This is a genomic window from Kitasatospora sp. NPDC001309, assembly GCF_042896295.1.
Taxonomy (GTDB): domain Bacteria; phylum Actinomycetota; class Actinomycetes; order Streptomycetales; family Streptomycetaceae; genus Kitasatospora.
In genome coordinates, this window is the sequence record NZ_JBIAXC010000013.1 from 129808 (window position 1) to 153407 (window position 23600).

Genomic DNA, 23600 nt, shown 5'->3' on the forward strand with positions numbered 1-23600 from the left:
GGCCGGACAGCGCCGAGGGGCCGGCCGCCGGAGCGGTCCGGGCCCTCGGCGCCGGCGGTCAGCTCTCCTCGACCGGCCGCAGGGTCAGCGAGATGCTGTTGATGCAGTACCGCTGGTCCGTCGGCGTGCCGTAGCCCTCGCCCTCGAAGACGTGCCCCAGGTGCCCGCCGCACTTGGCGCAGCGCACCTCGACCCGGCGCATGCCGAGCGAGGTGTCCTCGATGTACTCGACCCGGTCCCCGGCCAGCGGCGCGTAGTACGAGGGCCAGCCGCAGTGGCTGTCGAACTTGGTCTCGGAGCTGAACAGCTCCGTCCCGCAGGCCCGGCAGGCGTACACGCCGACCGTCCTGGTGTCGGTGTACTCGCCGACGAAGGGCCGCTCGGTGCCCGCCTCGCGGAGCACGTGGTACTCCTCGGGGCTGAGCTGGGCGCGCCACTCGGCCTCGGACTTCTGGATCTCGTAGCTCATCACGACTCCCGCTCGGCGTACGTCAGACGTTGGAAGCAACGTTCGCGAGGTGCTTGAGAATTTCGGGCCCCAGGTTGGTGACGTCGCCGGCGCCCATGGTGAGCAGCAGGTCGCCCGGGCGGGCCAGGCCGGCCAGCAGGGCGGGGGCGGCGGCGAAGTCGTGCTCGGGGGTGACGTCGGCGCCGGCCCGGCGGGCGGCGTCGAGGATCAGCTCGCTGGTGACCCCGGGGATCGGGTCCTCGCGGGCCGGGTAGATGTCCAGCACCACCGAGGCGTCGGCCAGCGCCAGCGCCCGGCCCATCTCCTCGGCGAGCTGCTGGGTGCGGCTGAACAGGTGCGGCTGGAAGACCACCAGGACGCGGCCGTCGCCCTCCAGGCCCTCCCGGATCGCCTCCAGGTCGGCGGTCATCTCGGTCGGGTGGTGGGCGTAGGAGTCGATCACCTGGACGCCGGCCGCCTCGCCCTTGAGCTGGAGCCGGCGGCGCACGCCGGTGTAGGCGCCGAGCGCCTTGGCGAGGTCGGCGGCCGGGACGCCCAGCGCGACGCCGGCGGCCAGCGCGGCCACCGCGTTGTGGGCGTAGTGCCGACCGGGCACCGAGACGGTGAAGGTCAGCTCCTCGCCGTCCAGCAGGACGGTGACCTCGCTGGTCATGCCGTGGGCGACCACCGACAGGACGCGCAGGTCGGCGTCCTCGGCGGCGCCGACGGTGACCACGTGGAGGCCCTCGCGGGCGGCCACCCGGGAGGTCAGTTCGCGGGCGCCGTCGTGGTCGGCGGAGACGACCAGGGTGCCGCCGGGGGTGATCCGGCCGACGAAGGTCTCGAAGGACTCGTAGATCTCGTCGATCGAGGCGTAGTTGGCGTGGTGGTCCAGCTCCACGTTGAGCACGATCGCCACCTCGGGCGCGTACTTGTGGAAGCTGCGGTCGCTCTCGTCGGCCTCGGCGACGAAGATCTCGCCGACGCCGTGCCGGGCGTTGGAGCCGGGCGCGTCCAGGTCGCCGCCGATCGCGTAGGACGGCTCCAGGCCCAGCTCGCCGAGGGCGACGGCGAGCATGCTGGTGGTGGTGGTCTTGCCGTGGGTGCCGGCCACCGCCAGCGCCCGGCGGCCGCCCATCAGCGCGGCCAGCGCGTCGGAGCGGTGCACCACCGGGATGCCGCGCTCGCGGGCGGCGACCAGCTCGGGGTTGTCGGCGCGGATCGCGCTGGAGACCACGATGCTGCTGGCGCCGTCCGGCACGTGCTCGGCGGCGTGGCCGACGTGCACGGTGGCGCCGAGGGCGCGCAGCGCGAGGACGGTCTCGGACTCCTTGGAGTCACTGCCGGAGACGCTGGCACCGCGCACCGCGAGGATCTTCGCCAGGCCGGACATCCCGGCGCCGCCGATGCCGATGAAGTGCGGGGCGTGCAGGTCGTGCGCGGCGTCGTTCAAGGCGTGGCTCCGTACGGGCGGGATCTGGTGGGCAGGCGGCCGGGGTGCGAATCGTCCTCGCGGGCGGACCGCAAGGACGATTCTGCACCACCGGCGGGCGGAGTCAGGAGTCGCTGGCGAAGAGCCTGAGCACCGGCACCCCCACCTTGTGGCGGGCCTGGGAGGCCCAGTCGCGGTGGAAGAACTCCTCCACGAAGTGCGGCGAGGTGAGCACCACCACCTCGTCCGCCTCCTGTTCGCGGACCACGGCGCGCAGCCGGTCCAGCGGTTTCTCCTCGACCAGCTCGCCGACCGCCTCGGCCCCGGCCCGGCGCAGGTGGCGCAGGCTGTGCTCCAGCGATTCGCCGGCCACGGTCGGGCCGCCCGCGGACTCGTCGTGCTCGTGCACCACCTTGTCGAGGTGGCCGAGGGCGACGTCGTCGAGCGCCCGCAGCAACTCGTCCTGCTTGCCGCGCGGCTGCATCAGGACGACGAAGGACACCTTCTCGTCGCTGTGGAGCGTGGTGACGAGCTCCACGTCCGCGTCCGAGAGCGCCTTTTCGATCATCAGTACCGTCTTGAACACGTGAGTCCCTTCCAGTGGCCGGCCCCCGGGCCCCGGCATCGCATAACGGGATCACGATCGGGGGGTCACGGGGTCATCCGAACCCAGGTGACGCAGGTAGCGGGTGAAGAGGAATCCTTTCTGCTCGATCAATGAGACCAGCCGCATCCGCTGCACGTCCGGCATTTCCGCATCGCGGACGATGCGCGGCGCGTCGCCGCCGGTGACCAGCGGGGCCAGCGACAGGCACAGCTCGTCCAGCAGTCCCGCCGCCGCCAGCTGCCCCAGCAGGCGGGGGCCGCCCTCGGTCAGCAGCCGCGTCCAGCCCCGCTCCACCAGGGCCGCCACGCCCGCCCGCAGGTCCACCGAGCCCTGCCCGGCGAGCACCAGGTCGGCCACCCCGGCGACCGCCCGGCGGCGCTCCTGCGGGGCGTCCTCGACGGTGATCACCACCGTCCTGACCAGCGGTTCCGTGAACAGCGGCGCGGTGAGGTCGAGGTCCAGCGAGCGGCTCACGATCGCGATCGCCGGGGCCGGGGACTGCCCCGCCGCGGCCCGCGCGGCCGCGAAGTCCGCCCGGGCCCGGGCCGGCCGGTAGCCCTCCGCCCGGACCGTCTCGGCGCCCACCAGCACCACGTCCGACAGCGCCCGCAGCACACCGAAGATCCGCTTGTCGGCGTCCCCGGAGAGGCCCTCGGAGAGGCCGTCGAGCCGCGCACCGCCGTCCAGCCCCGCCACCATGTTGGCCCGCAGCCACGGGCGCCCCCGATTCACCTGGTCGGGGTACGCGTAGACGGCGGCGAGCGATTCCAGGTCGGACGGATCGGCGACCGGAGCGCCCAGCGGGCTGATCAACTGTTGCATGTCCCCAGTCTTCCACCGCGGGGCCGGCCGGGGCCGGGAGCGGGTTCGGAGGGCGCGGGCACCAGGCGTACCCTCTACTAACGTGCCCGCAGCCTCCCGCCCCGCCCCCGCGACCGAGTCGATAGCCGCCGAGAGCCCGGCCGGCGCCCCGATCGCACTCACCGAACGCCGCCCCGTCGTGCCCGCCGAGCGGCTGGTCGCCGAGATGGTCCCGCCGCCCCGGTTCGCCGAGGTGAGCTTCGGGACGTACATCCCGGACCCGAACCAGCCCAGCCAGTACGAGGCCGTCCAGGTCCTGGAGCAGTTCGCGGCCACCCTCGGAGGGGGAAACGGTTCCGCGCCCAAGCGCAGCTGGTTCCGCCGCTCCGCCCCCGCGCCCACCGGCCCGGCGGGGGTCTACCTCGACGGCGGCTACGGCGTCGGCAAGACCCACCTGCTCGCCTCGCTCTGGCACGCCGCCCCCGGCCCCAAGGCCTTTGGCACCTTCGTCGAGCTGACCAACCTGGTCGGCGCGCTCGGCTTCCAGCAGGCCGTCCGGACCCTCTCCGGGCACACCCTGCTCTGCATCGACGAGTTCGAACTGGACGACCCGGGCGACACCGTGCTGGTCTCCACGCTGCTCGGCCGGCTGGTCGAGAACGGCGTCAAGCTGTGCGCCACCTCGAACACCCTGCCGGAGAAGCTCGGCGAGGGCCGCTTCGCCGCCGCCGACTTCCTGCGCGAGATCCAGGGCCTGTCCGCCCACTTCCGCCCGATGCGGATCGACGGCCAGGACTACCGCCACCGCGGCCTGCCCGACGCCCCGCCGCCGTACCCCGACGACACCGTCGAGGCCGTCGCCGCCCGCACCCCCGGGGCCTCGCTGGACGACTTCGACGCCCTGCTCGCCCACCTCTCCGCCGTCCACCCCAGCCGCTACGGCGCGCTGCTGGACGACGTCAGCGCGGTCTGCCTGCGCGGCGTGCACCAGGTCGACGACCAGTCCACCGCGCTGCGCCTGGTCGTCCTCGCCGACCGGATGTACGACCGCGAGCTGCCCGTCACCGCCTCCGGCCTGCCCTTCGACCAGGTCTTCCCGGAGGACATGCTGCGCGGCGGCTACCGCAAGAAGTACCTCCGCGCCGTCTCCCGCCTGGTCGCCCTGGCCCGCGACAGCGAGAAGCTGGGGTGAACGCCCGCCGCCCGGGCGGTTGACCGGAACGGCGTCGGTTGTCGGTGGGGCGCCGTACGGTGGAGGCGTGCGTCCCATCACGAGTATTGAGCGGTCCGTGGCGCCCTTCGAGGTCGTCAGTCCCTTCCAGCCCAACGGTGACCAGCCGGCGGCGATCGCCGACCTGGAACGGCGGATCAGGGCGGGGGAGAAGGACGTCGTCCTGCTCGGCGCCACCGGCACCGGCAAGTCGGCCACCACGGCCTGGATGATCGAGAAGCTGCAGCGCCCCACCCTGGTGATGGCGCCGAACAAGACGTTGGCCGCGCAGCTGGCGAACGAGTTCCGCGAGCTGCTGCCGAACAACGCGGTCGAGTACTTCGTCTCGTACTACGACTACTACCAGCCGGAGGCGTACGTCCCGCAGACGGACACCTACATCGAGAAGGACTCCTCGATCAACGAGGAGGTCGAGCGGCTGCGGCACTCGGCGACCAACTCGCTGCTCACCCGTCGCGACGTGATCGTGGTCGCCTCGGTCTCCTGCATCTACGGCCTCGGCACCCCGCAGGAGTACGTGGACCGGATGGTCCCGCTCAAGGTCGGCCAGGAGATCGACCGCGACGTGCTGCTGCGCCGCTTCGTCGACATCCAGTACGCCCGCAACGACGTGGCCTTCACCCGCGGGACCTTCCGGGTCCGCGGCGACACCATCGAGATCTTCCCGGTCTACGAGGAGCTCGCCGTCCGGATCGAGATGTTCGGCGACGAGATCGAGTCGCTGTACACCCTGCACCCGCTCACCGGCGAGATCATCAGCCAGGACGAGCAGATCTACGTCTTCCCCGCCTCGCACTACGTGGCCGGCCCCGAGCGGATGGAGCGGGCGGTCACCGGCATCGAGCAGGAGCTGGAGCAGACGCTCGGCAGGCTGGAGAAGCAGGGCAAGCTGCTGGAGGCCCAGCGGCTGCGCATGCGCACCACCTACGACATCGAGATGCTGCGTCAGATCGGCACCTGCTCGGGCGTCGAGAACTACTCGATGCACTTCGACGGCCGCGAGCCCGGTTCCCCGCCGAACACCCTGCTGGACTACTTCCCGGAGGACTTCCTCCTGGTCATCGACGAGTCGCACGTCACCGTCCCGCAGATCGGCGCGATGTACGAGGGCGACGCCTCGCGCAAGCGCACGCTGGTCGAGCACGGGTTCCGGCTGCCCTCGGCGATGGACAACCGGCCGCTCAAGTGGGAGGAGTTCCTGGGGCGGATCGGCCAGACGGTGTACCTGTCGGCGACGCCCGGCGCGTACGAGCTGTCGCGCGGCGACGGCCAGGTCGAGCAGATCATCCGCCCGACCGGCCTGATCGACCCCGAGGTGATCGTCAAGCCGACCGAGGGCCAGATCGACGACCTGGTGCACGAGGTCCGCAAGCGGGTCGAGAGGAACGAGCGCGTCCTGGTCACCACGCTGACCAAGAAGATGGCCGAGGACCTCACCGACTACATGCTGGGCCTGGACATCCGGGTCCGGTACCTGCACAGCGACGTGGACACCCTGCGCCGGGTGGAGCTGCTGCGCGAGCTGCGGGCGGGCCGGTACGACGTGCTGGTCGGCATCAACCTGCTGCGCGAGGGCCTGGACCTGCCCGAGGTGTCGCTGGTGGCGATCCTGGACGCGGACAAGGAGGGCTTCCTGCGCTCGGGCACCTCGCTCATCCAGACGATCGGCCGCGCGGCCCGCAACGTCTCCGGCCAGGTGCACATGTACGCGGACCGGATCACCCCGTCGATGGAGAAGGCGATCGACGAGACCAACCGGCGCCGGGCCGTGCAGCAGGCCTACAACAAGGAGCACGGGATCGACCCGCAGCCGCTGCGGAAGAAGATCGGCGACATCCTGGACACCCTCGCCCGCGAGGACGTGGACACCGACGAGCTGCTCTCCAGCGGCTACCGGGGCCAGGGCAAGGGCAAGGCCCCGGTGCCGGCGCTGGGCGCGGAGCGCAAGCCGGCCAAGTCGCTGCCGGCCGCCGAGCTGGCGGAGCTGATCCAGGAGATGACGGACCGGATGCACACGGCCGCCGCGGACCTCCAGTTCGAGGTCGCGGCGCGGCTGCGCGACGAGGTCAAGGAGTTGAAGAAGGAGCTGCGGCAGATGCGCGAGGCCGGTGTGGCCTGAGGCCCGCCGTGCGGGGCTTGGCCGGTTCGGCACCGGTCAAGCCCCGCGGTGTCTCATCCTTGCCACAAACCGGGTAACCCGGAGGAGTCGCGGGTGCCGCAGGCCCTAGGCTGGCCTGCGGCATCGCGCCTCCGGGACGGGGTCGCGGGCCGGTAGCAGAGGGGGCCTCAGCCGGGGGACGGCGACGGGGTGTTCCACCGGGGAGCCGTGCGGCAGCGACCGTGCGGCCGGCAGAGAGGACAACGTCGTGTCGGTGAACCTTGCCAAGGGGCAGCGGGTCAGCCTCCAGAAGGGGGCGGGCGCCGCCCTGACCGTGGTGCGGATGGGGCTGGGCTGGCAGGCCGCGCCCAAGCGGGGCCTGTTCGGCAGCCGGACCAGGAAGATCGACCTGGACGCCTCGGCCCTGCTGTACGCCGAGCGGACCCCGTCCGACGTGGTGTTCTTCCAGCACCTGGAGTCCACCGACGGCTCGGTGCGACACACCGGGGACAACCTGGAGGGCGGCTCCGGGGACGAGGACGACGAGGCGATCCTGGTCGACCTGCTGCACGTGCCGCCGCACATCACCCAGGTGGTGTTCACGGTCAGCTCGTACACCGGGCAGACCTTCGCCGAGGTGAGCCAGGCGCACTGCCGGCTGGTGGACGAGGCGACCGGGGTGGAGCTGGCCCGGTACGAGCTGGCGGGCGGCGGGCCGCACACCGGGCAGATCATGGCGAAGGTGGTCCGGGACGGCAACGGCGGCTGGGAGATGCAGGCGATCGGCGCCCCGGCGAAGGGGCGGACCTTCCAGGACCTGCTGCCGGCGATCGAGCCGTTCCTCTGACGGTTCTTTACCTTCTTTACCTTTCCTTGCCCGTCCTGTTACTCTCGATGGCAGCGGAGGGGAGTATTCCTCGACAGCCGACCCCGTCATCACGGATGCCCGTCGCGGCATCCCGGGGCGCTGGCCCGACGGGCGGAAGAGACCTCCGGCAGTGACGATGACTGTCTCGCCTACCTGCCGGAGGAGCAGTAGTGGACGTTTCCGTAACCATGTGGGTCACCACGATCGGTGTGCTGATCGCACTGATCGTGGCGGACTTCTTCATCGGGGGGCGCAAGCCGCACGAGGTCTCGATCAAGGAGGCCGGGATCTGGACGGCCGTCTGGGTCGTGCTGGCGCTGCTCTTCGGCGGTTTCCTCTGGTGGCACTCCGGGGCGCAGCCGGCCGGTGAGTTCTTCGCCGGGTACATCACCGAGAAGTCGCTCAGTGTCGACAACCTCTTCGTGTTCATCCTGATCATGGGCAAGTTCGCGGTGCCCAGGATCTACCAGCAGCGCGTGCTGATGTTCGGCGTGATCATCGCGCTGGTGCTGCGGGCGGTGTTCATCGCCGGCGGTGCGGCGCTGGTGACCCAGTTCTCCTGGGTGTTCTTCATCTTCGGCGCCTTCCTGATCTGGACGGCCTGGAAGCTGATCAAGGAGGCCCGGGCCGACGAGGAGGACGAGGAGTTCGAGGAGAACCGGCTGCTCAAGTCGATCACCCGGCGCTTCCCGTCCACCGACGACTACCGCGGCACCAAGCTGTTCGTCCGGGAGAACGGCCGCCGGCTGATCACCCCGATGCTGATCGTGATGCTGGCGATCGGCACCACGGACGTGCTGTTCGCGCTGGACTCGATCCCGGCCATCTTCGGCCTCACCCAGGACCCGTACGTGGTCTTCACCGCCAACGCCTTCGCCCTGATGGGGCTGCGCCAGCTGTACTTCCTGATCGGCGGACTGCTCAAGAAGCTGGTCCACCTGAGCTACGGCCTGTCGGTGATCCTCGGCTTCATCGGCGTGAAGCTGGTGCTGCACGCCGCCCACGAGGCCGGCGCGCACGTCCCGGAGATCGGCATCCCGTTCTCGCTGGGCTTCATCGTGGTGGTGCTGGCCGTGACCACCGTGACCAGCCTGATGGCCTCGAAGAAGGCCGAGCAGGCCGAGCGGGAGTCCGAGAAGCTGGACGCCTGACCCCGCCCGGGCGGCAACGCGGAGGGGCCCCGCGACGCGCACTGCGTCGCGGGGTCCCTCCGCGTCCGGGGGCGGGCTACCAGCCGCGCTCGCGCCACTCGGCGAGGTGCGGGCGCTCCGCGCCGAGGGTGGTGTCGTTGCCGTGGCCGGGGTAGACCCAGGCCTCGTCGGGCAGGACGTCGAAGACCTTCTCGTTGACGTCCCGGAAGAGGCTGTCGAAGGCCGCCGGGTCGCCCCAGGTGTTGCCGACGCCGCCCGGGAAGAGGCAGTCGCCGGTGAACACGTGCGGGTGGCCCTGGGGGTCGTCGTAGACCAGCACGATCGCGCCCGGGGTGTGCCCGACCAGGTGCCGGACGGTCAGCCCGACCTCGCCGACCCGCAGGGTGTCGCCGTCCGCGAGCCGCAGCCCGGTCGGCACGTCGATGCCCTCGGCGTCGTGCTCCCCGGCGGCGGTGCGGGCGCCGGTGGCGGCGACCACCTCGGCCAGCGCCCCCCAGTGGTCCTGGTGCCGGTGGGTGGTGACGACGGTCGCCAGGGCGTCCCCGACCGTCTCCAGCAGCACCGGGGCGTCGGCGGCCGCGTCGATCAGCAGCTGCTCGTCGGTGGCCCGGCAGCGCAGCAGGTACGCGTTGTTGTCGTACGGGCCCACGGCCACCTTGCTGATGATCAGGTGGGCCAGCTCGCGCACGTCCGGCGGCCCGCCGACCTTGACCGCTCCGTGGTACGTCATCCGTCCGCTCCTCGTCAGGGTCCGACTGAAACAGGGTTCGGGATCATCCTCGCGCCCTCAGCCCAGCGGGGGAAGCGGGGGGAGGGCGGTGTCGGGGGTGCGGGGCAGGTCGGTGCCGGCGGAGCGGCCGGAGAGCCAGGCGAGCAGGGCGCGGACGGGACCGCGGACGGTGAGGGCGGCGCCGCCGGTGCCGATCAGGCCCTTGTCCCCGGTGTCCTCGGCGACCAGCTCGACGGCGGGCAGGTCGGCGCCGGCCAGCCTGGTGGCGAGCTTGCGGAACTCGGTGACGGCGAAGACCTCCGGCCAGTGGGCGGGGGTGTAACCGCCGTCCAGGTCGACCAGGTGGTACTCCAGTTCGCCGAGGCGCTTCCAGACGAGGTCGCGGGCCGGGAAGACCGCGCCCGAGCGGTGGCGCACCTCGGCGGCCCAGTCCTCGGGGGTCATCAGCGCGACGGCCGCCAGGAAGTGCTCGTGGGACTCGCGCAGGTCGGCGAGCTGGGCCTCCAGCGGGCGGGCGGCGCCCTCCTGGATGCCGTCCTCGCGGGCCTGCTCGTTCGCGTACTGGGGGATGTCGGTGCCGGTGCGGGCACCGGTCAGCAGGTTGACCAGGGAGTCGGCGTTGCGGGCGACGTGGGCGAGTACGTGGCCGCGGGTCCAGCCGGGGAGTGCAGAGGGCTCGGCGAGGGCCTCGGGCGCCAGCCCGGCGACGGTCTCCAGCAGGGCCCGGGTGCCGTCCTCCACCAGGGCCAGGTGCTCGGCGGCGATCGCGGCTGCGGACTGCGGGTCGGTCATCGGATCTGCCTTCTGTACGGGGCGGTGCGTTGCCCGGAGGGGGCTTCGCTCGTTGACCAGCCGACGCTACCGCCCGGTTCCCGGTCCTGAGCAGGGGTTTTTCGGTCCGGGTACGGACGGTCCGGCGGGCGCTGTCACTCGTTCGGGTGGACTCCACTGGACGAAGTCGAGATTCGAACGTCTGAGCTATAGGCTGGCTGCCGCATCCTGGAAGAAGAACACCCCACACACCGCAAGCCCTCTCGTCCGGAGAAAGGCGCCAGAAGCAGTGGCCGACCGCCTCATCGTCCGCGGTGCTCGCGAGCACAACCTCAAGAACGTCTCGCTCGACCTGCCCCGCGACTCCCTCATCGTCTTCACGGGCCTCTCCGGCTCCGGCAAGTCCTCGCTCGCCTTCGACACGATCTTCGCCGAGGGCCAGCGCCGCTACGTCGAGTCGCTGTCCTCCTACGCCCGGCAGTTCCTCGGGCAGATGGACAAGCCCGACGTCGACTTCATCGAAGGCCTCTCCCCGGCCGTCTCGATCGACCAGAAGTCCACCAACCGCAACCCCCGTTCGACCGTCGGCACCATCACCGAGGTCTACGACTACCTGCGCCTGCTGTTCGCCCGGATCGGCAAGCCGCACTGCCCGCACTGCGGCCGCCCGATCGCCAAGCAGTCGCCGCAGGCGATCGTCGACAAGGTGCTGGAGCTCGCCGAGGGCACCCGGTTCCAGGTGCTCAGCCCGGTGGTGCGCGAGCGCAAGGGCGAGTTCGTCGACCTCTTCGCCGACCTCCAGTCCAAGGGCTACTCGCGCGCCCGGGTCGACGGCGAGACGGTCCAGCTCGCCGAGCCGCCGAAGCTCAAGAAGCAGGAGAAGCACACCGTCGAGGTGGTCGTCGACCGCCTGACCGTCAAGGAGAGCGCCAAGCGGCGGCTCACCGACTCGGTGGAGACGGCCCTGCGGCTGTCCGGCGGCATGGTCGTGCTCGACTTCGTCGACCTCCCCGAGGGCGACCCGGAGCGCGAGCGGATGTACTCCGAGCACCTCTACTGCCCGTACGACGACGTGTCGTTCGAGGAGCTGGAGCCGCGCTCGTTCTCCTTCAACTCGCCGTTCGGCGCCTGCCCGGACTGCTCGGGCCTGGGCAACCGGATGGAGGTCGACCCGGAGCTGGTCGTGCCGGACGTCGAGCGCTCGCTCGACGAGGGCGCGATCCACCCGTGGTCGGCCGGGCACGCCAAGGAGTACTTCCAGCGCCTGATCGACGCGCTGGCCGGGGAGCTCGGCTTCCGCACCGACATCCCCTGGGCCGGGCTGCCCGCCCGCGCCAAGAAGGCGCTGATGTACGGGCACAAGCACCAGGTGGAGGTGCGCTACCGCAACCGCTTCGGCCGCGAGCGCTCGTACAGCACCGGCTTCGAGGGCGCCGTCCCGTTCATCCAGCGCCGGCACACCGAGGCGGAGAGCGACAGCAGCCGCGAGCGCTTCGAGGGCTACATGCGCGAGGTGCCCTGCCCGACCTGCCAGGGCACCCGGCTCAAGCCGGTGGTGCTCGCGGTCACCGTCGAGGACAGGTCGATCGCCGACGTCTCCTCGATGTCGATCAGCGACTGCGCCGAGTTCCTGGGCGCGATGAGGCTCAACGACCGGGACAAGCAGATCGCCGAGCGGGTCCTCAAGGAGGTCAACGAGCGGCTGCGCTTCCTGGTCGACGTCGGCCTGGACTACCTCTCGCTGGACCGCGCGGCCGGCACCCTGTCCGGCGGCGAGGCCCAGCGCATCCGGCTGGCCACCCAGATCGGCTCCGGCCTGGTCGGCGTGCTGTACGTGCTGGACGAGCCGTCCATCGGCCTGCACCAGCGCGACAACCACCGGCTGATCGAGACGCTGGTGCGGCTGCGCGACATCGGCAACACCCTGATCGTGGTCGAGCACGACGAGGACACCATCAAGACCGCGGACTGGGTGGTGGACATCGGCCCGGGCGCCGGTGAGCACGGCGGCAAGGTGGTGCACTCCGGCGCGTTGAAGGGGCTGCTGGCCAACGAGGAGTCGCTGACCGGGCAGTACCTCTCCGGCAAGAGGTCCATCCCGATCCCGGCGGCCCGCCGCGAGCGGGACAAGAAGCGCCAGCTGACGGTGCACGGCGCCCGCGAGCACAACCTCAAGGACGTCACGGTCGGCTTCCCGCTCGGCACCTTCACGGCGATCACCGGCGTCTCCGGCTCCGGCAAGTCGACGCTGGTCAACGACATCCTCTACACCCACCTCGCCCGGGAGCTGAACGGCGCCCGCAGCGTGCCCGGCCGGCACACCCGGATCACCGGCACCGACCTGGTGGACAAGGTGGTGCACGTCGACCAGTCGCCGATCGGCCGCACCCCGCGCTCCAACCCGGCCACCTACACCGGGGTGTTCGACCACGTCCGCCGGCTCTTCGCGGAGACCCAGGAGGCCAAGGTCCGGGGCTACCTGCCCGGCCGGTTCTCCTTCAACGTCAAGGGCGGCCGCTGCGAGAACTGCACCGGCGACGGCACCATCAAGATCGAGATGAACTTCCTGCCGGACGTCTACGTCCCGTGCGAGGTGTGCCACGGCGCCCGGTACAACCGGGAGACGCTGGAGGTGCACTACAAGGGCAAGTCCATCGCCGAGGTGCTGGACATGCCGATCGAGGAGGGGCTGGCCTTCTTCGAGGCCGTCCCGGCGATCGCCCGCCACCTGCGGACGCTCAACGACGTCGGCCTCGGCTACGTCCGGCTCGGCCAGTCCGCGCCGACGCTCTCCGGTGGCGAGGCGCAGCGCGTCAAGCTCGCCTCCGAGCTGCAGAAGCGCTCCACCGGGCGGACGGTCTACGTGCTGGACGAGCCCACCACCGGCCTGCACTTCGAGGACATCAGCAAGCTGATCAAGGTGCTCAGCGGGCTGGTGGACAAGGGCAACACGGTGATCGTGATCGAGCACAACCTCGATGTGATCAAGACCGCCGACTGGGTCGTGGACATGGGCCCCGAGGGCGGTTCCGGCGGCGGCACGGTGGTCGCCGAGGGCACCCCGGAGCAGATCGCGGCCTTCCCGGAGAGCCACACCGGCAAGTTCCTGCGGGACATCCTGCCGGGCGACTTCGCCGACGCCCCGGTCCCGGCGCCCGCCAGGAAGGCGCCCGCGAAGAAGGCAGCCGCCAAGAAGGCGGCCGCCGCGACGGCCGCCAAGGCCCCGGCGGCCAAGGCGGCCGTCAAGAAGGCCCCGGGCAAGCGGGCCGCCGCGGCCAAGAAGTAGCTCCTGCCCGCCCTGCCGCTCCCGGACGTCCCGCCGCCCCCGGACATCCCGGGAGCGGCGGGGCGGGTGCGGCATAGACTTCCGTGGTCCCTCGCAGCAGCAGCACACCGTAGGAGCGCACCGATGTCCGAGGCCCCCGAGACCAGCCCCGCCACCTCCCGGCGCACCCTGCTCTGCGGAGCCGCGGCCGTGCTGGCGGCCGGCGGCACCGTGGCGGTCACCGGCTGCGGCTCGTCCGCCGGCTCCTCGGACACCGGCGGCGCCGCCAAGGGCCCGGTGGACCTCGGCCCCGCCTCGGCCGTCCCGGAGGGCGGCGGCAAGGTCTTCCGCGAGCAGAAGATCGTCGTCACCCAGCCGACCGCCGGCCAGTACAAGGCGTTCAGCGCCAAGTGCACCCACGCCGGCTGCGTCGTGGACCAGGTCAAGAACCAGCAGATCCAGTGCCCCTGCCACGGCAGCCGGTTCGCCATCGCCGACGGCGCGGTGCAGGACGGCCCGGCCCCCAGCCCGCTGCCCTCCTACGCCGTCACGGTCGAGGGCGGGAACCTCAAGGTCACTCCGAGCTGAAGCAGTTGATCGACGTGCAGCCGAACTCGGTACGGTGGACCCATGGCTGACCCGAGCACCTACCGCCCGGCGCCGGGCGCGATCCCGACCTCCCCGGGCGTCTACAAGTTCCGTGACGCCCACGGCCGGGTCATCTACGTCGGCAAGGCCAAGAGCCTGCGGCCGCGGCTGTCGTCCTACTTCCAGGACCTCGCCGGCCTGCACCCGCGCACCGCGACCATGGTCACCACCGCCGCCTCGGTGGAGTGGACCGTGGTCGCCACCGAGGTCGAGGCGCTCCAGCTGGAGTACTCCTGGATCAAGGAGTTCGACCCCCGGTTCAACGTCAAGTACCGCGACGACAAGAGCTATCCGGAGCTCGCCGTCACCCTCAACGAGGAGTACCCGCGGGTCCAGGTGATGCGCGGGGCGCACAAGAAGGGCGTGCGCTACTTCGGCCCCTACGGGCACGCCTGGGCCATCCGCGAGACCGTCGACCTGCTGCTGCGCGTCTTCCCCGTCCGCACCTGCTCCAACGGCGTGTTCAAGCGCGCCCGGCAGGTCGGCCGCCCCTGCCTGCTCGGCTACATCGGCAAGTGCGCCGCGCCCTGCGTCGGCAAGGTCTCCGCGGACGAACACCGGGCGCTGGCCGAGGACTTCTGCGACTTCATGGCCGGGCGCACCGGCAACTACCTGCGCCGGCTGGAAGAGCAGATGCAGGAGGCCGCGGTCGAGATGGAGTACGAGAAGGCGGCCCGGCTGCGGGACGACATCGGCGCCCTCAAGCGCGCGATGGAGAAGAACGCCATCGTGCTCGCCGACGCCACCGACGCCGACCTGCTGGCCGTGGCCGAGGACGAACTGGAGGCCGCCGTCCAGATCTTCCACGTCCGCGGCGGCCGGGTGCGCGGCCAGCGCGGCTGGGTCACCGACAAGGTCGAGGACGTGGACACCGCCGGCCTGGTGGAGCACGCCCTCCAGCAGCTCTACGGCGGCGCCGGCCCGGACGAGCGCAACGAGTCCGTCCCGCGCGAGGTGCTCGTCCCCGCCCTGCCCGAACCGGCCGCCCCCGTCCGGGAATGGCTCAGCGGACTGCGCGGCAGCCAGGTCGACCTGCGGATCCCGCAGCGCGGCGACAAGAAGGACCTGATGGCCACCGTGCAGCGCAACGCCCAGCACGCGCTGGCCCTGCACAAGACCAAGCGCGCCTCCGACCTCACCACCCGCAGCCGCGCCCTCCAGGAGATCGCCGACGCGCTGGAACTGGACTCCGTCCCGCTGCGGATCGAGTGCTACGACATCTCCCACCTCCAGGGCGAGGACGTGGTCGCCTCCATGGTCGTCTTCGAGGACGGCCTGGCCCGCAAGAGCGAGTACCGGCGCTTCCAGATCAAGGGCTTCGAGGGCCAGGACGACGTCCGCTCGATGCACGAGGTGATCAGCCGCCGCTTCCGCCGCTACCTCCAGGAGCGCGAGCAGACCGGCGAGTGGGCCGTCCCGGAGGAGCCCGACGAGGACCAGCCGGGCGACGGACCGCGCACCGAGGACGGCCGCCCCAAGCGCTTCGCCTACCCGCCGCAGCTGCTGGTGGTCGACGGCGGGCAGCCCCAGGTCGCCGCCGCCCAGCGGGCGCTGGAGGAACTCGGCATCGACGACGTCGCGCTGTGCGGCCTCGCCAAGCGCCTGGAGGAGGTCTGGCTGCCCGGCGAGGACGACCCGGTCGTGCTGCCCCGCTCCAGCGAGGGCCTCTACCTGCTCCAGCGGGTCCGCGACGAGGCCCACCGCTTCGCGATCGGCTACCAGCGCGCCAAGCGTTCCAAGCGACTCACCGCCGGGGAACTGGACTCCGTCCCGGGCCTCGGCGAGACTCGCCGCCAGGCGCTGCTCAAGCACTTCGGCTCGCTGAAGAGGCTCCGGGCCGCCACCGTCGACGAACTCTGCGCGGTACCCGGCATCGGGCGCCGCACCGCGGAAACTGTTGCGGCGGCGTTGTCGTCCCGTACACCCGCCGCACCCGCGGTCAACACCGCGACCGGCGAGATCATCGAGGACGGGGCCGACGAGGCCGCCGAGCCGGTGGCCGCAGCACCCCAGACCGCACCATCCCAGGAGACGCCATGACGGCCGACGCCGCCCGTCTGTCGGCGCGCCCCGACCCCGCCGGACTGTCCGGGACGGGGAAGGGCGGCCGTGCCGTGCGCGTTCTCCCCAGCAGAAAGACCGAGAGCGGGGAACCGAAGTGACCGTGTCAGACGTGGCCGAGAACGCACCGGAGCTGGTGATCATCTCCGGCATGTCCGGAGCCGGCCGCTCCACCGCCGCGAAGTGCCTGGAGGACCTGGGCTGGTTCGTGGTGGACAACCTGCCGCCGGCCCTGATCCCGACCATGGTCGACCTGGGCGCCCGTTCCCAGGGCAACGTCGCCCGGATCGGCGTCGTCGTGGACGTCCGCGGCCGCCAGTTCTTCGACGACCTGCTGACCTCGCTGGACGAGCTGGAGAAGCGCGGCGTCCGGCTCCGGGTGGTCTTCCTGGACTCCTCCGACGACGCACTGGTCCGCCGCTTCGAGAGCGTGCGCCGCCCGCACCCGCTGCAGGCCGACGGCCGGATCGTGGACGGCATCGCCCAGGAGCGAGACCTGCTGCGCGACCTGCGCGGCGAGGCCGACCTGGTGATCGACACCTCCAACCTCAACGTGCACCAGCTGCGCGCCAAGCTGGACGCCCAGTTCGCCGACCACGACGAGCCCGAGCTGCGCGCCACCGTGATGTCCTTCGGCTTCAAGTACGGCCTGCCGGTCGACGCCGACCTGGTGGTGGACTGCCGCTTCCTGCCGAACCCGCACTGGGTGCCCGAGCTGCGGGCCCGTACCGGCACCGACTCGGACGTCGCCGACTACGTGTTCCAGCAGCCCGGCGCCAACGAGTTCCTGAACGGCTACGCCGAGCTGCTGCGCATCGTCACCGAGGGTTACCGCAGGGAGGGGAAGCGCTACATGACGCTTGCCGTAGGCTGCACCGGTGGCAAGCACCGTAGCGTCGCCATGTCCGAGCGTCTGACCAAGCGTCTCATCGCCGACGGAGTCGAGACGGTGCTCGTCCACCGTGACATGGGTCGGGAGTAACCGCCGCCTTCCCTGCCGGGCCGCCGGCGGAGCCGGTGGCGGGGCCGAGGAACGCGAGGTGATTGTGGCGGGATACGTGCCCGGGCGACAGCTGCAGAGCAGGACCGCGGAGCGGGCGGCCGGCCCGTCGCCGGGTCGGCCGCGGAGCAGTCCCGCCCGGGCCAATCCGGCCCCCCGGATCACGGCGCTCGGCGGCGGGCAGGGCCTGTCCGCGTCGCTGTCCGCGCTGCGCCGGCTCACCAGCGACCTCACGGCGGTGGTCACCGTCGCCGACGACGGCGGCTCCAGCGGGCGGCTGCGCGAGGAGCTGGGGGTGCTGCCGCCCGGCGACCTGCGCAAGGCGCTGGCCGCGCTGTGCGGGGACGACGACTGGGGCCGCACCTGGTCCGAGGTGATCCAGCAGCGCTTCACCGGCAACGGCGAGCTGGGCGGCCACGCCGTCGGCAACCTGCTGATCGTGGCGCTGTGGGAGAAGCTCGGCGACCCGGTCGCGGCGCTGGACTGGGTTGGCCGGCTGCTGAACGTCCAGGGCCGGGTGCTGCCGATGTCGGCGGTGCCGCTGGACATCGAGGCCACCGTGCGCGGCCACGACCCGGCCCGCCCGGCCGAGCTCACCGCCGTCCGCGGCCAGGCCGACGTGGCCGTCACCCCCGGCACCGTGCAGTCGATCCGGCTGCTGCCGGACGGGCCGCCGGCCGTCCCGGAGGCCGTCACGGCGGTCCGGGAGGCGGACTGGGTGGTGCTCGGCCCCGGCTCCTGGTTCACCAGCGTGCTGCCGCACCTGCTGGTGCCCGAGCTGGCCAAGGCGCTGGTGGAGACCCGCGCCCGCCGCCTGCTCACCCTGAACCTGGCCCCGCAGCCCGGGGAGACCGAGGGCTTCACCCCGCAGCGCCACCTGGAGGTCATCGCCGACCACGCTCCCGACCTCGCGGTGGATGCGATCCTGGTGGACGAGCGCGCCGTCACGGGCGGCGCCTTCGGCCAGGCGGACCTGGCCGGACTGGAGAAGGCCGCCGAGCGGATGGGTGCCGCACTGGTGCTCGGCACGGTGGCCCGCACCGACGGCACCCCGCGACACGACCCGGAGCTGTTGGCAGCCGCGTACGACCGGATTTTCCGGACACATGGAAGGATCGGGCCATGGCGATGACTCCAGCGGTGAAGGACGAGATCAGCCGGCTCCCGGTCACCCGGGCCTGCTGTCGCAAGGCTGAGGTGTCGGCGATCCTGCGGTTCGCGGGCGGGCTGCACATCGTGAGCGGCCGCATCGTGATCGAGGCGGAGCTGGACACCGGCGCGGCGGCGCGGCGGCTGCGCAAGGACCTGCTGGAGATCTTCGGGCACTCCTCCGACCTCGTGGTGATGGCGCCCGGCGGCCTGCGGCGCGGCAGCCGCTTCGTCGTCCGGGTGGTCAAGGACGGCGAGCTGCTCGCGCGCCAGACCGGGCTGGTGGACGGCCGCGGCCGGCCGATCCGGGGCCTGCCCCCGGCAGTCGTCTCCGGGGCCACCTGCGACGCCGAGGCCGCCTGGCGCGGGGCCTTCCTGGCGCACGGCTCGCTCACCGAGCCGGGCCGCTCCTCCTCGCTGGAGATCACCTGCCCCGGCTCCGAGGCGGCGCTGGCCCTGGTCGGCGCGGCCCGCCGGCTCGGCATCCCGGCCAAGGCCCGCGAGGTGCGCGGGGTGGACCGGGTGGTCATCCGCGACGGTGACGCGATCGGCGCGCTGCTGACCCGGCTGGGGGCGCACGAGTCGGTGCTCGCCTGGGAGGAGCGCCGGATGCGGCGCGAGGTCCGGGCCACCGCGAACCGGCTCGCCAACTTCGACGACGCCAACCTGCGCCGCTCGGCCCGCGCCGCGGTGGCGGCCGGCGCCCGGGTGCAGCGCGCGCTGGAGATCCTCGGCGAGGAGGTGCCCGAGCACCTGGCGGCGGCCGGCCAGCTGCGGATGCAGCACAAGCAGGCCTCGCTGGAGGAGCTGGGCGCGCTCGCCGACCCGCCGCTGACCAAGGACGCGGTGGCCGGCCGGATCCGCCGCCTGCTGGCGATGGCCGACAAGCGGGCGGCCGAGCTGGGCCTGCCGAGCACCGAGGCCAACCTGACCGACGAGATGGCGCTCAACTGATCGTTCGCGGTCGATGACCGGACCGCCCCGAGTCGAAGGGGCGCGCCGGTGCCGAAAGGGAGAAGCGAGCGAGGGAGAGCCGACCGTCGGCGCCGGGTCAGAGCGCCCCGGAGGCGAGCGGGCGAGTAGCAGCGGCCGGTGTCCGGATTCCGGGCACCGGCCGTCGTCGTGTCCGGGGTCGGACGGGGGTCGGACGGGGATCCGAAATTGGTCAAGACCACTTGACCAGGACCAACGGCCCGGAGGGGCAAGGACGGAGGGCCCCGGAACGCGCCACGCCACGTCTTGCCAGGTGGCGCGATGTGCCCTCCCAGGGTCGGGAGAGGTAGGGTCGTAGGCGGTCGGGGACTTCCCAAATCTCATCCCCGTCGGCTCAGCGCCGGCGTACCTAACGAGGAGATCGGTTCGTGACGATCCGGGTAGGCATCAACGGCTTCGGCCGCATCGGCCGCAACTTCTTCCGCGCCGTCAAGGCCCAGGGCGCGGACATCGAGATCGTCGGTGTCAACGACCTCACCGACACGAAGACCCTGGCTCACCTGCTCAAGTACGACACCACCCTGGGCACCCTCCAGGCCGAGGTCTCGCACACCGAGGACAGCATCACCGTCGACGGCCACACCTTCAAGGTGACCGCCGAGCGTGACCCCGCCAACCTGCCGTGGGCCGCGCTGGGCGTCGACATCGTCGTCGAGTCCACCGGCATCTTCACCAAGGCCGAGGCCGCGAAGAAGCACCTCGCCGCCGGCGCGAAGAAGGTCATCATCTCGGCGCCCGCCACCGACGAGGACGTCACCATCGTCCTGGGTGTCAACGACGAGAAGTACGACGCCGCCAACCACCACATCATCTCCAACGCCTCCTGCACCACGAACTGCGTGGCGCCGATGGCGAAGGTGCTGAACGAGAGCTTCGGCATCGTCAAGGGTCTGATGACCACCGTCCACGCGTTCACCAACGACCAGGTGACCCTGGACTTCCCGCACAAGGACCTGCGCCGTGCTCGTGCGGCCTCGCAGAACATCATCCCGACCTCGACCGGTGCCGCCAAGGCGACCGCCCTGGTCCTGCCGGAGCTGAAGGGCAAGCTGGACGGCACCTCGCTGCGCGTCCCGGTCCCGACCGGTTCGATCACCGACCTGGTCGTCACCCTGGAGCGCGAGGTCACCAAGGAGGAGGTCAACGCGGCCTTCCAGAAGGCGGCGGAGGGTTCCCTCAAGGGCATCCTGGCCTACACCGAGGACCCGATCGTGTCGTCGGACATCGTCAACGACCCGGCCTCCTGCATCTTCGACTCGCAGCTCACCATGGTCCAGGGCAACCAGGTCAAGGTGCTCGGCTGGTACGACAACGAGTGGGGCTACTCGAACCGCGTCGTGGACCTGGTCACCCTCGTCGGTGGCCAGCTCTGACGCAGTGGGAGCTGACGTGATGTAGGGGCGAGGGCCCGGACGGCGACAACGTGCCGACCGGGCCCTCGTTCTGCGTACAAGGACTTCTCAGGCGGCCCCTGCGCCGTGCCGCCTCTGCGCATCAACCATCTCCCCAGGAGACAGAAGAACCCGTGAAGACCATCGAAGACCTGGACGTCGCCGGCAAGCGCGTCTTCGTGCGCGCCGACCTGAACGTCCCGCTGTCGGACGGCCGGATCACCGACGACGGCCGGATCCGCGCCGTGGCGCCGACCATCGCCAAGCTCGTCGAGCGCGGCGCCAGGGTCGTCGTCGCCTCCCACCTCGGCCGCCCCAAGGGTGAGCCGGACCCGCAGTTCTCGCTCGCCCCGGTCGCCGAGCGGCTCGGCGAGATCCTCGGCAAGCCGGTCGCCTTCGCCACCGACACCGTGGGCGAGTCCGCCACGGCCACCGTCGCCGCGCTGTCCGGCGGCGAGGTCGCGCTGCTGGAGAACCTGCGCTTCAACGCCGGTGAGACCAGCAAGGACGACGCCGAGCGCAAGGCCTTCGCCGAGCGGCTGGCCGCCCTGGCCGACCTGTACGTCGGCGACGGCTTCGGCGCCGTGCACCGCAAGCACGCCTCGGTGTACGACCTGCCGGCCCTGCTGCCGCACGCCGCCGGCGACCTGATCGCCACCGAGGTCGGCGTGCTCAAGAAGCTGACCGAGGACGTCAAGCGCCCGTACGTGGTGGTGCTCGGCGGCGCCAAGGTGTCCGACAAGCTCGGCGTGATCGACAACCTGCTGGAGAAGGCCGACCGGATCCTGATCGGCGGCGGCATGGCGTACACCTTCCTCAAGGCCCAGGGCCACGAGGTCGGCATCTCGCTGCTGCAGGCGGACCAGATCCCGGTCTGCCTGGAGTACCTGGCCCGGGCCGAGGCGCGCGGCGTCGAGTTCGTGCTGCCGGTGGACGTCCTGGTCTCGGCCGAGTTCCCGGACCTCAAGGGCAAGACCCCGGCGACCTACGACATCGTCTCCTCGGACGCCATCCCGGCCGACCAGGAGGGCCTGGACATCGGCCCGAAGACCCGCGAGCTGTACGCGGCGAAGCTGGCCGACGCGGGCACCGTGTTCTGGAACGGTCCGATGGGCGTCTTCGAGCACCCCGACTACGCGAACGGCACCAAGGCCGTCGCGCAGGGCCTGCTGGACAGCGACGCGTTCACCGTGGTCGGTGGCGGCGACTCCGCCGCGGCCGTCCGCATCCTGGGCTTCGACGAGAACGCCTTCGGACACATCTCGACCGGCGGTGGCGCGAGCCTCGAGTACCTGGAGGGCAAGACCCTTCCCGGTCTCGCCGCCCTGGAGGACTGAGAAACACATGACTGAGCGTCTCCCGCTGATGGCGGGCAACTGGAAGATGAACCTCAACCACCTCGAGGCCATCCAGCACACCCAGAAGCTGGCCTTCGCGCTGGCCGACAAGGACTACGAGGCCGTCGAGGTCGCCGTCCTGGTGCCGTTCACCGACCTGCGGTCGGTGCAGACCCTGGTCTTCGGCGACAAGCTGAAGATCAAGTACGGCTCGCAGGACATCTCGCGGCACGACGGCGGCGCCTACACCGGCGAGGTCTCCGGACCGATGCTGGCCAAGCTCCAGTGCACCTACGCGGTGATCGGCCACTCGGAGCGCCGCCAGTACCACGGCGAGAACGAGGAGATCGTCAACGCCAAGGTCAAGGCCGCCTACCGGGCCGGGGTCACCCCGATCCTGTGCATCGGCGAGCCGCTGGAGATCCGCAAGGCCGGCACCCACGTCGAGCACACCCTGGCCCAGCTGGACGGCGCCCTGGAGGGCGTCCCGGCGGACCAGGCCGAGTCGATCGTGGTCGCCTACGAGCCGGTCTGGGCGATCGGCACCGGCGAGGTGGCCACCCCGGAGGACGCGCAGGAGGTCTGCGCCGCGATCCGGGTCCGCCTGGCCGAGCTGTACAGCGCCGAGCTGGCCGACAAGGTCCGTGTGCTGTACGGCGGTTCGGTCAAGTCGTCGAGCGCGGCCGGCCTGATGGCCAAGCCCGACATCGACGGCGGCCTGATCGGCGGTGCCTCGCTGGACGCCGACGAGTTCGTCAAGATCGTGCGCTACCGTGAGCAGGCAGTAGGCTAACGCCGCCGCAGCAACGTAGGCTTTGGGGCCGGACCGCCGACAGCGGTCCGGCCCCGTCGCCGAAGATACGAGAGAGTTGGTCCGGTCGTGGTTCTCGGGTTCTCGATTGCCCTGATCATCTTCAGCCTGCTGATGATCCTGCTGGTGCTCCTGCACAAGGGGAAGGGCGGCGGCCTGTCGGACATGTTCGGTGGCGGTGCCATGTCCACCGGTGGCGGTTCGGCGGTGGCCGAGCGCAACCTGGACCGCATCACCATCGTGGTCGGCATCGGCTGGTTCGCCTCCATCATGGCGCTGGGCCTGGTCCTGAAGTACAAGAGCTGACGCAGCCCTGACGCCCCGTCGCCCGAGCGCCTATCCTGGGACGGTCGGGGGCGGAGGCGATGGTGGCGGAGGCTTAAGTCCTGCTTACACTAGGACGACTTTCGCCACCGACGCGCACCGCGGCGGGTCGGCGCACCAGCACGCAGGGAGTCAGACCGTGGCAAGTGGCAACGCCATCCGTGGGAGCAGGGTCGGGGCAGGCCCGATGGGGGAGGCGGAGCGCGGCGAGTCCGCTCCGCGCAACAGGATCTCCTTCTGGTGCGCCAACAAGCACGAGACGCGCCCCAGCTTCGCCGCCGAGGCCGTCATCCCGGACACCTGGGACTGCCCGCGCTGCGGCTTCCCGGCCGGGCAGGACGAGCACAACCCGCCGGCGCCCTCGCGCAACGAGCCGTACAAGACCCACCTCGCCTACGTCCGGGAGCGGCGCACCGACGCCGACGGCGAGGCGATCCTCGCCGAGGCGCTGGCCAAGCTGCGCGGCGAGATCTGAGGAGCTGAC

The 23600-nt window shown here is 71.4% G+C and carries 21 protein-coding genes; 15 read left to right on the plus strand and 6 right to left on the minus strand.

The window, feature by feature from the left end; all coding sequences use genetic code 11:
• Positions 1-58: 58 nt before the first annotated feature.
• The 4 genes from msrB to ACFY2K_RS16220 all read right to left on the minus strand — a co-directional run bounded on the left by msrB (position 59) and on the right by ACFY2K_RS16220 (position 3309).
• Positions 59-469 (minus strand): peptide-methionine (R)-S-oxide reductase MsrB, encoded by a 411-nt coding sequence (gene msrB, locus ACFY2K_RS16205; protein ID WP_375888324.1) that lies wholly within the window; start codon positions 467-469, stop codon positions 59-61.
• 22 nt (positions 470-491) lie between these two features.
• A complete protein-coding gene (gene murC, locus ACFY2K_RS16210; RefSeq protein WP_380524223.1) occupies positions 492-1880 on the minus strand; it encodes a UDP-N-acetylmuramate--L-alanine ligase in 1389 nt (462 codons plus the stop codon).
• Positions 1881-2004: 124 nt separating this feature from the next.
• On the minus strand, positions 2005-2466 hold the full coding sequence (locus tag ACFY2K_RS16215; protein WP_380524189.1) for an indole-3-glycerol phosphate synthase: 462 nt from the start codon (positions 2464-2466) through the stop codon (positions 2005-2007).
• Between the two features lie 51 nt (positions 2467-2517).
• Positions 2518-3309 carry a pyrimidine reductase family protein gene (locus ACFY2K_RS16220; protein WP_375888332.1) on the minus strand — a complete coding sequence of 264 codons (792 nt, stop codon included), beginning with the start codon at positions 3307-3309 and terminating at the stop codon, positions 2518-2520.
• A gap of 121 nt (positions 3310-3430) precedes the next feature.
• On the opposite strand from ACFY2K_RS16220, the gene zapE reads away from it, so the two are divergent.
• From zapE to ACFY2K_RS16240, 4 genes are all read left to right on the plus strand, one after another.
• Positions 3431-4480: a cell division protein ZapE gene (gene zapE, locus ACFY2K_RS16225; protein ID WP_380592773.1), complete on the plus strand. Its 1050-nt coding sequence runs from the start codon at positions 3431-3433 to the stop codon at positions 4478-4480.
• Between the two features lie 67 nt (positions 4481-4547).
• Positions 4548-6638 (plus strand): excinuclease ABC subunit UvrB, encoded by a 2091-nt coding sequence (gene uvrB, locus ACFY2K_RS16230; RefSeq protein WP_380524186.1) that lies wholly within the window; start codon positions 4548-4550, stop codon positions 6636-6638.
• Positions 6639-6885: 247 nt separating this feature from the next.
• Positions 6886-7464 (plus strand): TerD family protein, encoded by a 579-nt coding sequence (locus ACFY2K_RS16235; RefSeq protein ID WP_360236073.1) that lies wholly within the window; start codon positions 6886-6888, stop codon positions 7462-7464.
• A 191-nt stretch (positions 7465-7655) separates the two neighbouring features.
• Complete coding sequence (locus ACFY2K_RS16240; protein ID WP_387711881.1) at positions 7656-8636, plus strand: TerC family protein; 981 nt, start codon at positions 7656-7658, stop codon at positions 8634-8636.
• Between the two features lie 76 nt (positions 8637-8712).
• Here ACFY2K_RS16240 and ACFY2K_RS16245 read toward each other — a convergent pair whose 3' ends face one another.
• Positions 8713-9366 (minus strand): MBL fold metallo-hydrolase, encoded by a 654-nt coding sequence (locus ACFY2K_RS16245; protein WP_380524182.1) that lies wholly within the window; start codon positions 9364-9366, stop codon positions 8713-8715.
• Between the two features lie 57 nt (positions 9367-9423).
• Positions 9424-10158 carry a maleylpyruvate isomerase family mycothiol-dependent enzyme gene (locus tag ACFY2K_RS16250; protein WP_387711883.1) on the minus strand — a complete coding sequence of 245 codons (735 nt, stop codon included), beginning with the start codon at positions 10156-10158 and terminating at the stop codon, positions 9424-9426.
• A gap of 268 nt (positions 10159-10426) precedes the next feature.
• On the opposite strand from ACFY2K_RS16250, the gene uvrA reads away from it, so the two are divergent.
• From uvrA to ACFY2K_RS16305, 11 genes are all read left to right on the plus strand, one after another.
• A complete protein-coding gene (gene uvrA / locus ACFY2K_RS16255) occupies positions 10427-13423 on the plus strand; it encodes an excinuclease ABC subunit UvrA (RefSeq protein ID WP_380592759.1) in 2997 nt (998 codons plus the stop codon).
• A 123-nt stretch (positions 13424-13546) separates the two neighbouring features.
• Positions 13547-13990, plus strand: a complete 444-nt coding sequence (locus ACFY2K_RS16260) for a Rieske (2Fe-2S) protein (RefSeq protein WP_375888356.1) — start codon at positions 13547-13549, stop codon at positions 13988-13990.
• 42 nt (positions 13991-14032) lie between these two features.
• Positions 14033-16090, plus strand: coding sequence for an excinuclease ABC subunit UvrC (gene uvrC, locus ACFY2K_RS16265; protein WP_375888359.1), 2058 nt, complete (start codon positions 14033-14035; stop codon positions 16088-16090).
• A 118-nt stretch (positions 16091-16208) separates the two neighbouring features.
• Positions 16209-17093, plus strand: coding sequence for an RNase adapter RapZ (gene rapZ, locus ACFY2K_RS16270; RefSeq protein ID WP_375888361.1), 885 nt, complete (start codon positions 16209-16211; stop codon positions 17091-17093).
• 64 nt (positions 17094-17157) lie between these two features.
• Positions 17158-18243, plus strand: coding sequence for a uridine diphosphate-N-acetylglucosamine-binding protein YvcK (gene yvcK / locus ACFY2K_RS16275; RefSeq protein ID WP_380396336.1), 1086 nt, complete (start codon positions 17158-17160; stop codon positions 18241-18243).
• On the plus strand, positions 18234-19214 hold the full coding sequence (whiA, locus tag ACFY2K_RS16280) for a DNA-binding protein WhiA (protein WP_188308910.1): 981 nt from the start codon (positions 18234-18236) through the stop codon (positions 19212-19214). The genes yvcK and whiA overlap by 10 nt, the downstream gene beginning before the upstream one ends.
• A 407-nt stretch (positions 19215-19621) precedes the next feature.
• Positions 19622-20626, plus strand: a complete 1005-nt coding sequence (gene gap / locus ACFY2K_RS16285) for a type I glyceraldehyde-3-phosphate dehydrogenase (protein ID WP_375888364.1) — start codon at positions 19622-19624, stop codon at positions 20624-20626.
• A 152-nt stretch (positions 20627-20778) separates the two neighbouring features.
• A complete protein-coding gene (locus ACFY2K_RS16290; RefSeq protein WP_375888367.1) occupies positions 20779-21981 on the plus strand; it encodes a phosphoglycerate kinase in 1203 nt (400 codons plus the stop codon).
• A gap of 7 nt (positions 21982-21988) precedes the next feature.
• Complete coding sequence (gene tpiA, locus ACFY2K_RS16295; protein WP_375888370.1) at positions 21989-22774, plus strand: triose-phosphate isomerase; 786 nt, start codon at positions 21989-21991, stop codon at positions 22772-22774.
• 87 nt (positions 22775-22861) lie between these two features.
• Complete coding sequence (secG, locus tag ACFY2K_RS16300) at positions 22862-23098, plus strand: preprotein translocase subunit SecG (RefSeq protein ID WP_350509343.1); 237 nt, start codon at positions 22862-22864, stop codon at positions 23096-23098.
• A 205-nt stretch (positions 23099-23303) separates the two neighbouring features.
• Complete coding sequence (locus tag ACFY2K_RS16305; RefSeq protein ID WP_030308030.1) at positions 23304-23591, plus strand: RNA polymerase-binding protein RbpA; 288 nt, start codon at positions 23304-23306, stop codon at positions 23589-23591.
• The last annotated feature ends 9 nt before the right edge of the window (positions 23592-23600 follow it).

What these genes read in the sequence shown, in the direction of transcription:
- ACFY2K_RS16260 (WP_375888356.1), top strand. Translation starts at nt 13,547, where the DNA reads ATGTCCGAGGCCCCCGAGACCAGCCCCGCCACCTCCCGGCGCACCCTG.
- ACFY2K_RS16245 (WP_380524182.1), bottom strand. Translation starts at nt 9,366, where the DNA reads ATGACGTACCACGGAGCGGTCAAGGTCGGCGGGCCGCCGGACGTGCGC.
- tpiA (WP_375888370.1), top strand. Translation starts at nt 21,989, where the DNA reads ATGACTGAGCGTCTCCCGCTGATGGCGGGCAACTGGAAGATGAACCTC.
- ACFY2K_RS16220 (WP_375888332.1), bottom strand. Translation starts at nt 3,309, where the DNA reads ATGCAACAGTTGATCAGCCCGCTGGGCGCTCCGGTCGCCGATCCGTCC.
- ACFY2K_RS16305 (WP_030308030.1), top strand. Translation starts at nt 23,304, where the DNA reads ATGGGGGAGGCGGAGCGCGGCGAGTCCGCTCCGCGCAACAGGATCTCC.
- ACFY2K_RS16250 (WP_387711883.1), bottom strand. Translation starts at nt 10,158, where the DNA reads ATGACCGACCCGCAGTCCGCAGCCGCGATCGCCGCCGAGCACCTGGCC.
- uvrC (WP_375888359.1), top strand. Translation starts at nt 14,033, where the DNA reads ATGGCTGACCCGAGCACCTACCGCCCGGCGCCGGGCGCGATCCCGACC.
- whiA (WP_188308910.1), top strand. Translation starts at nt 18,234, where the DNA reads ATGGCGATGACTCCAGCGGTGAAGGACGAGATCAGCCGGCTCCCGGTC.
- msrB (WP_375888324.1), bottom strand. Translation starts at nt 469, where the DNA reads ATGAGCTACGAGATCCAGAAGTCCGAGGCCGAGTGGCGCGCCCAGCTC.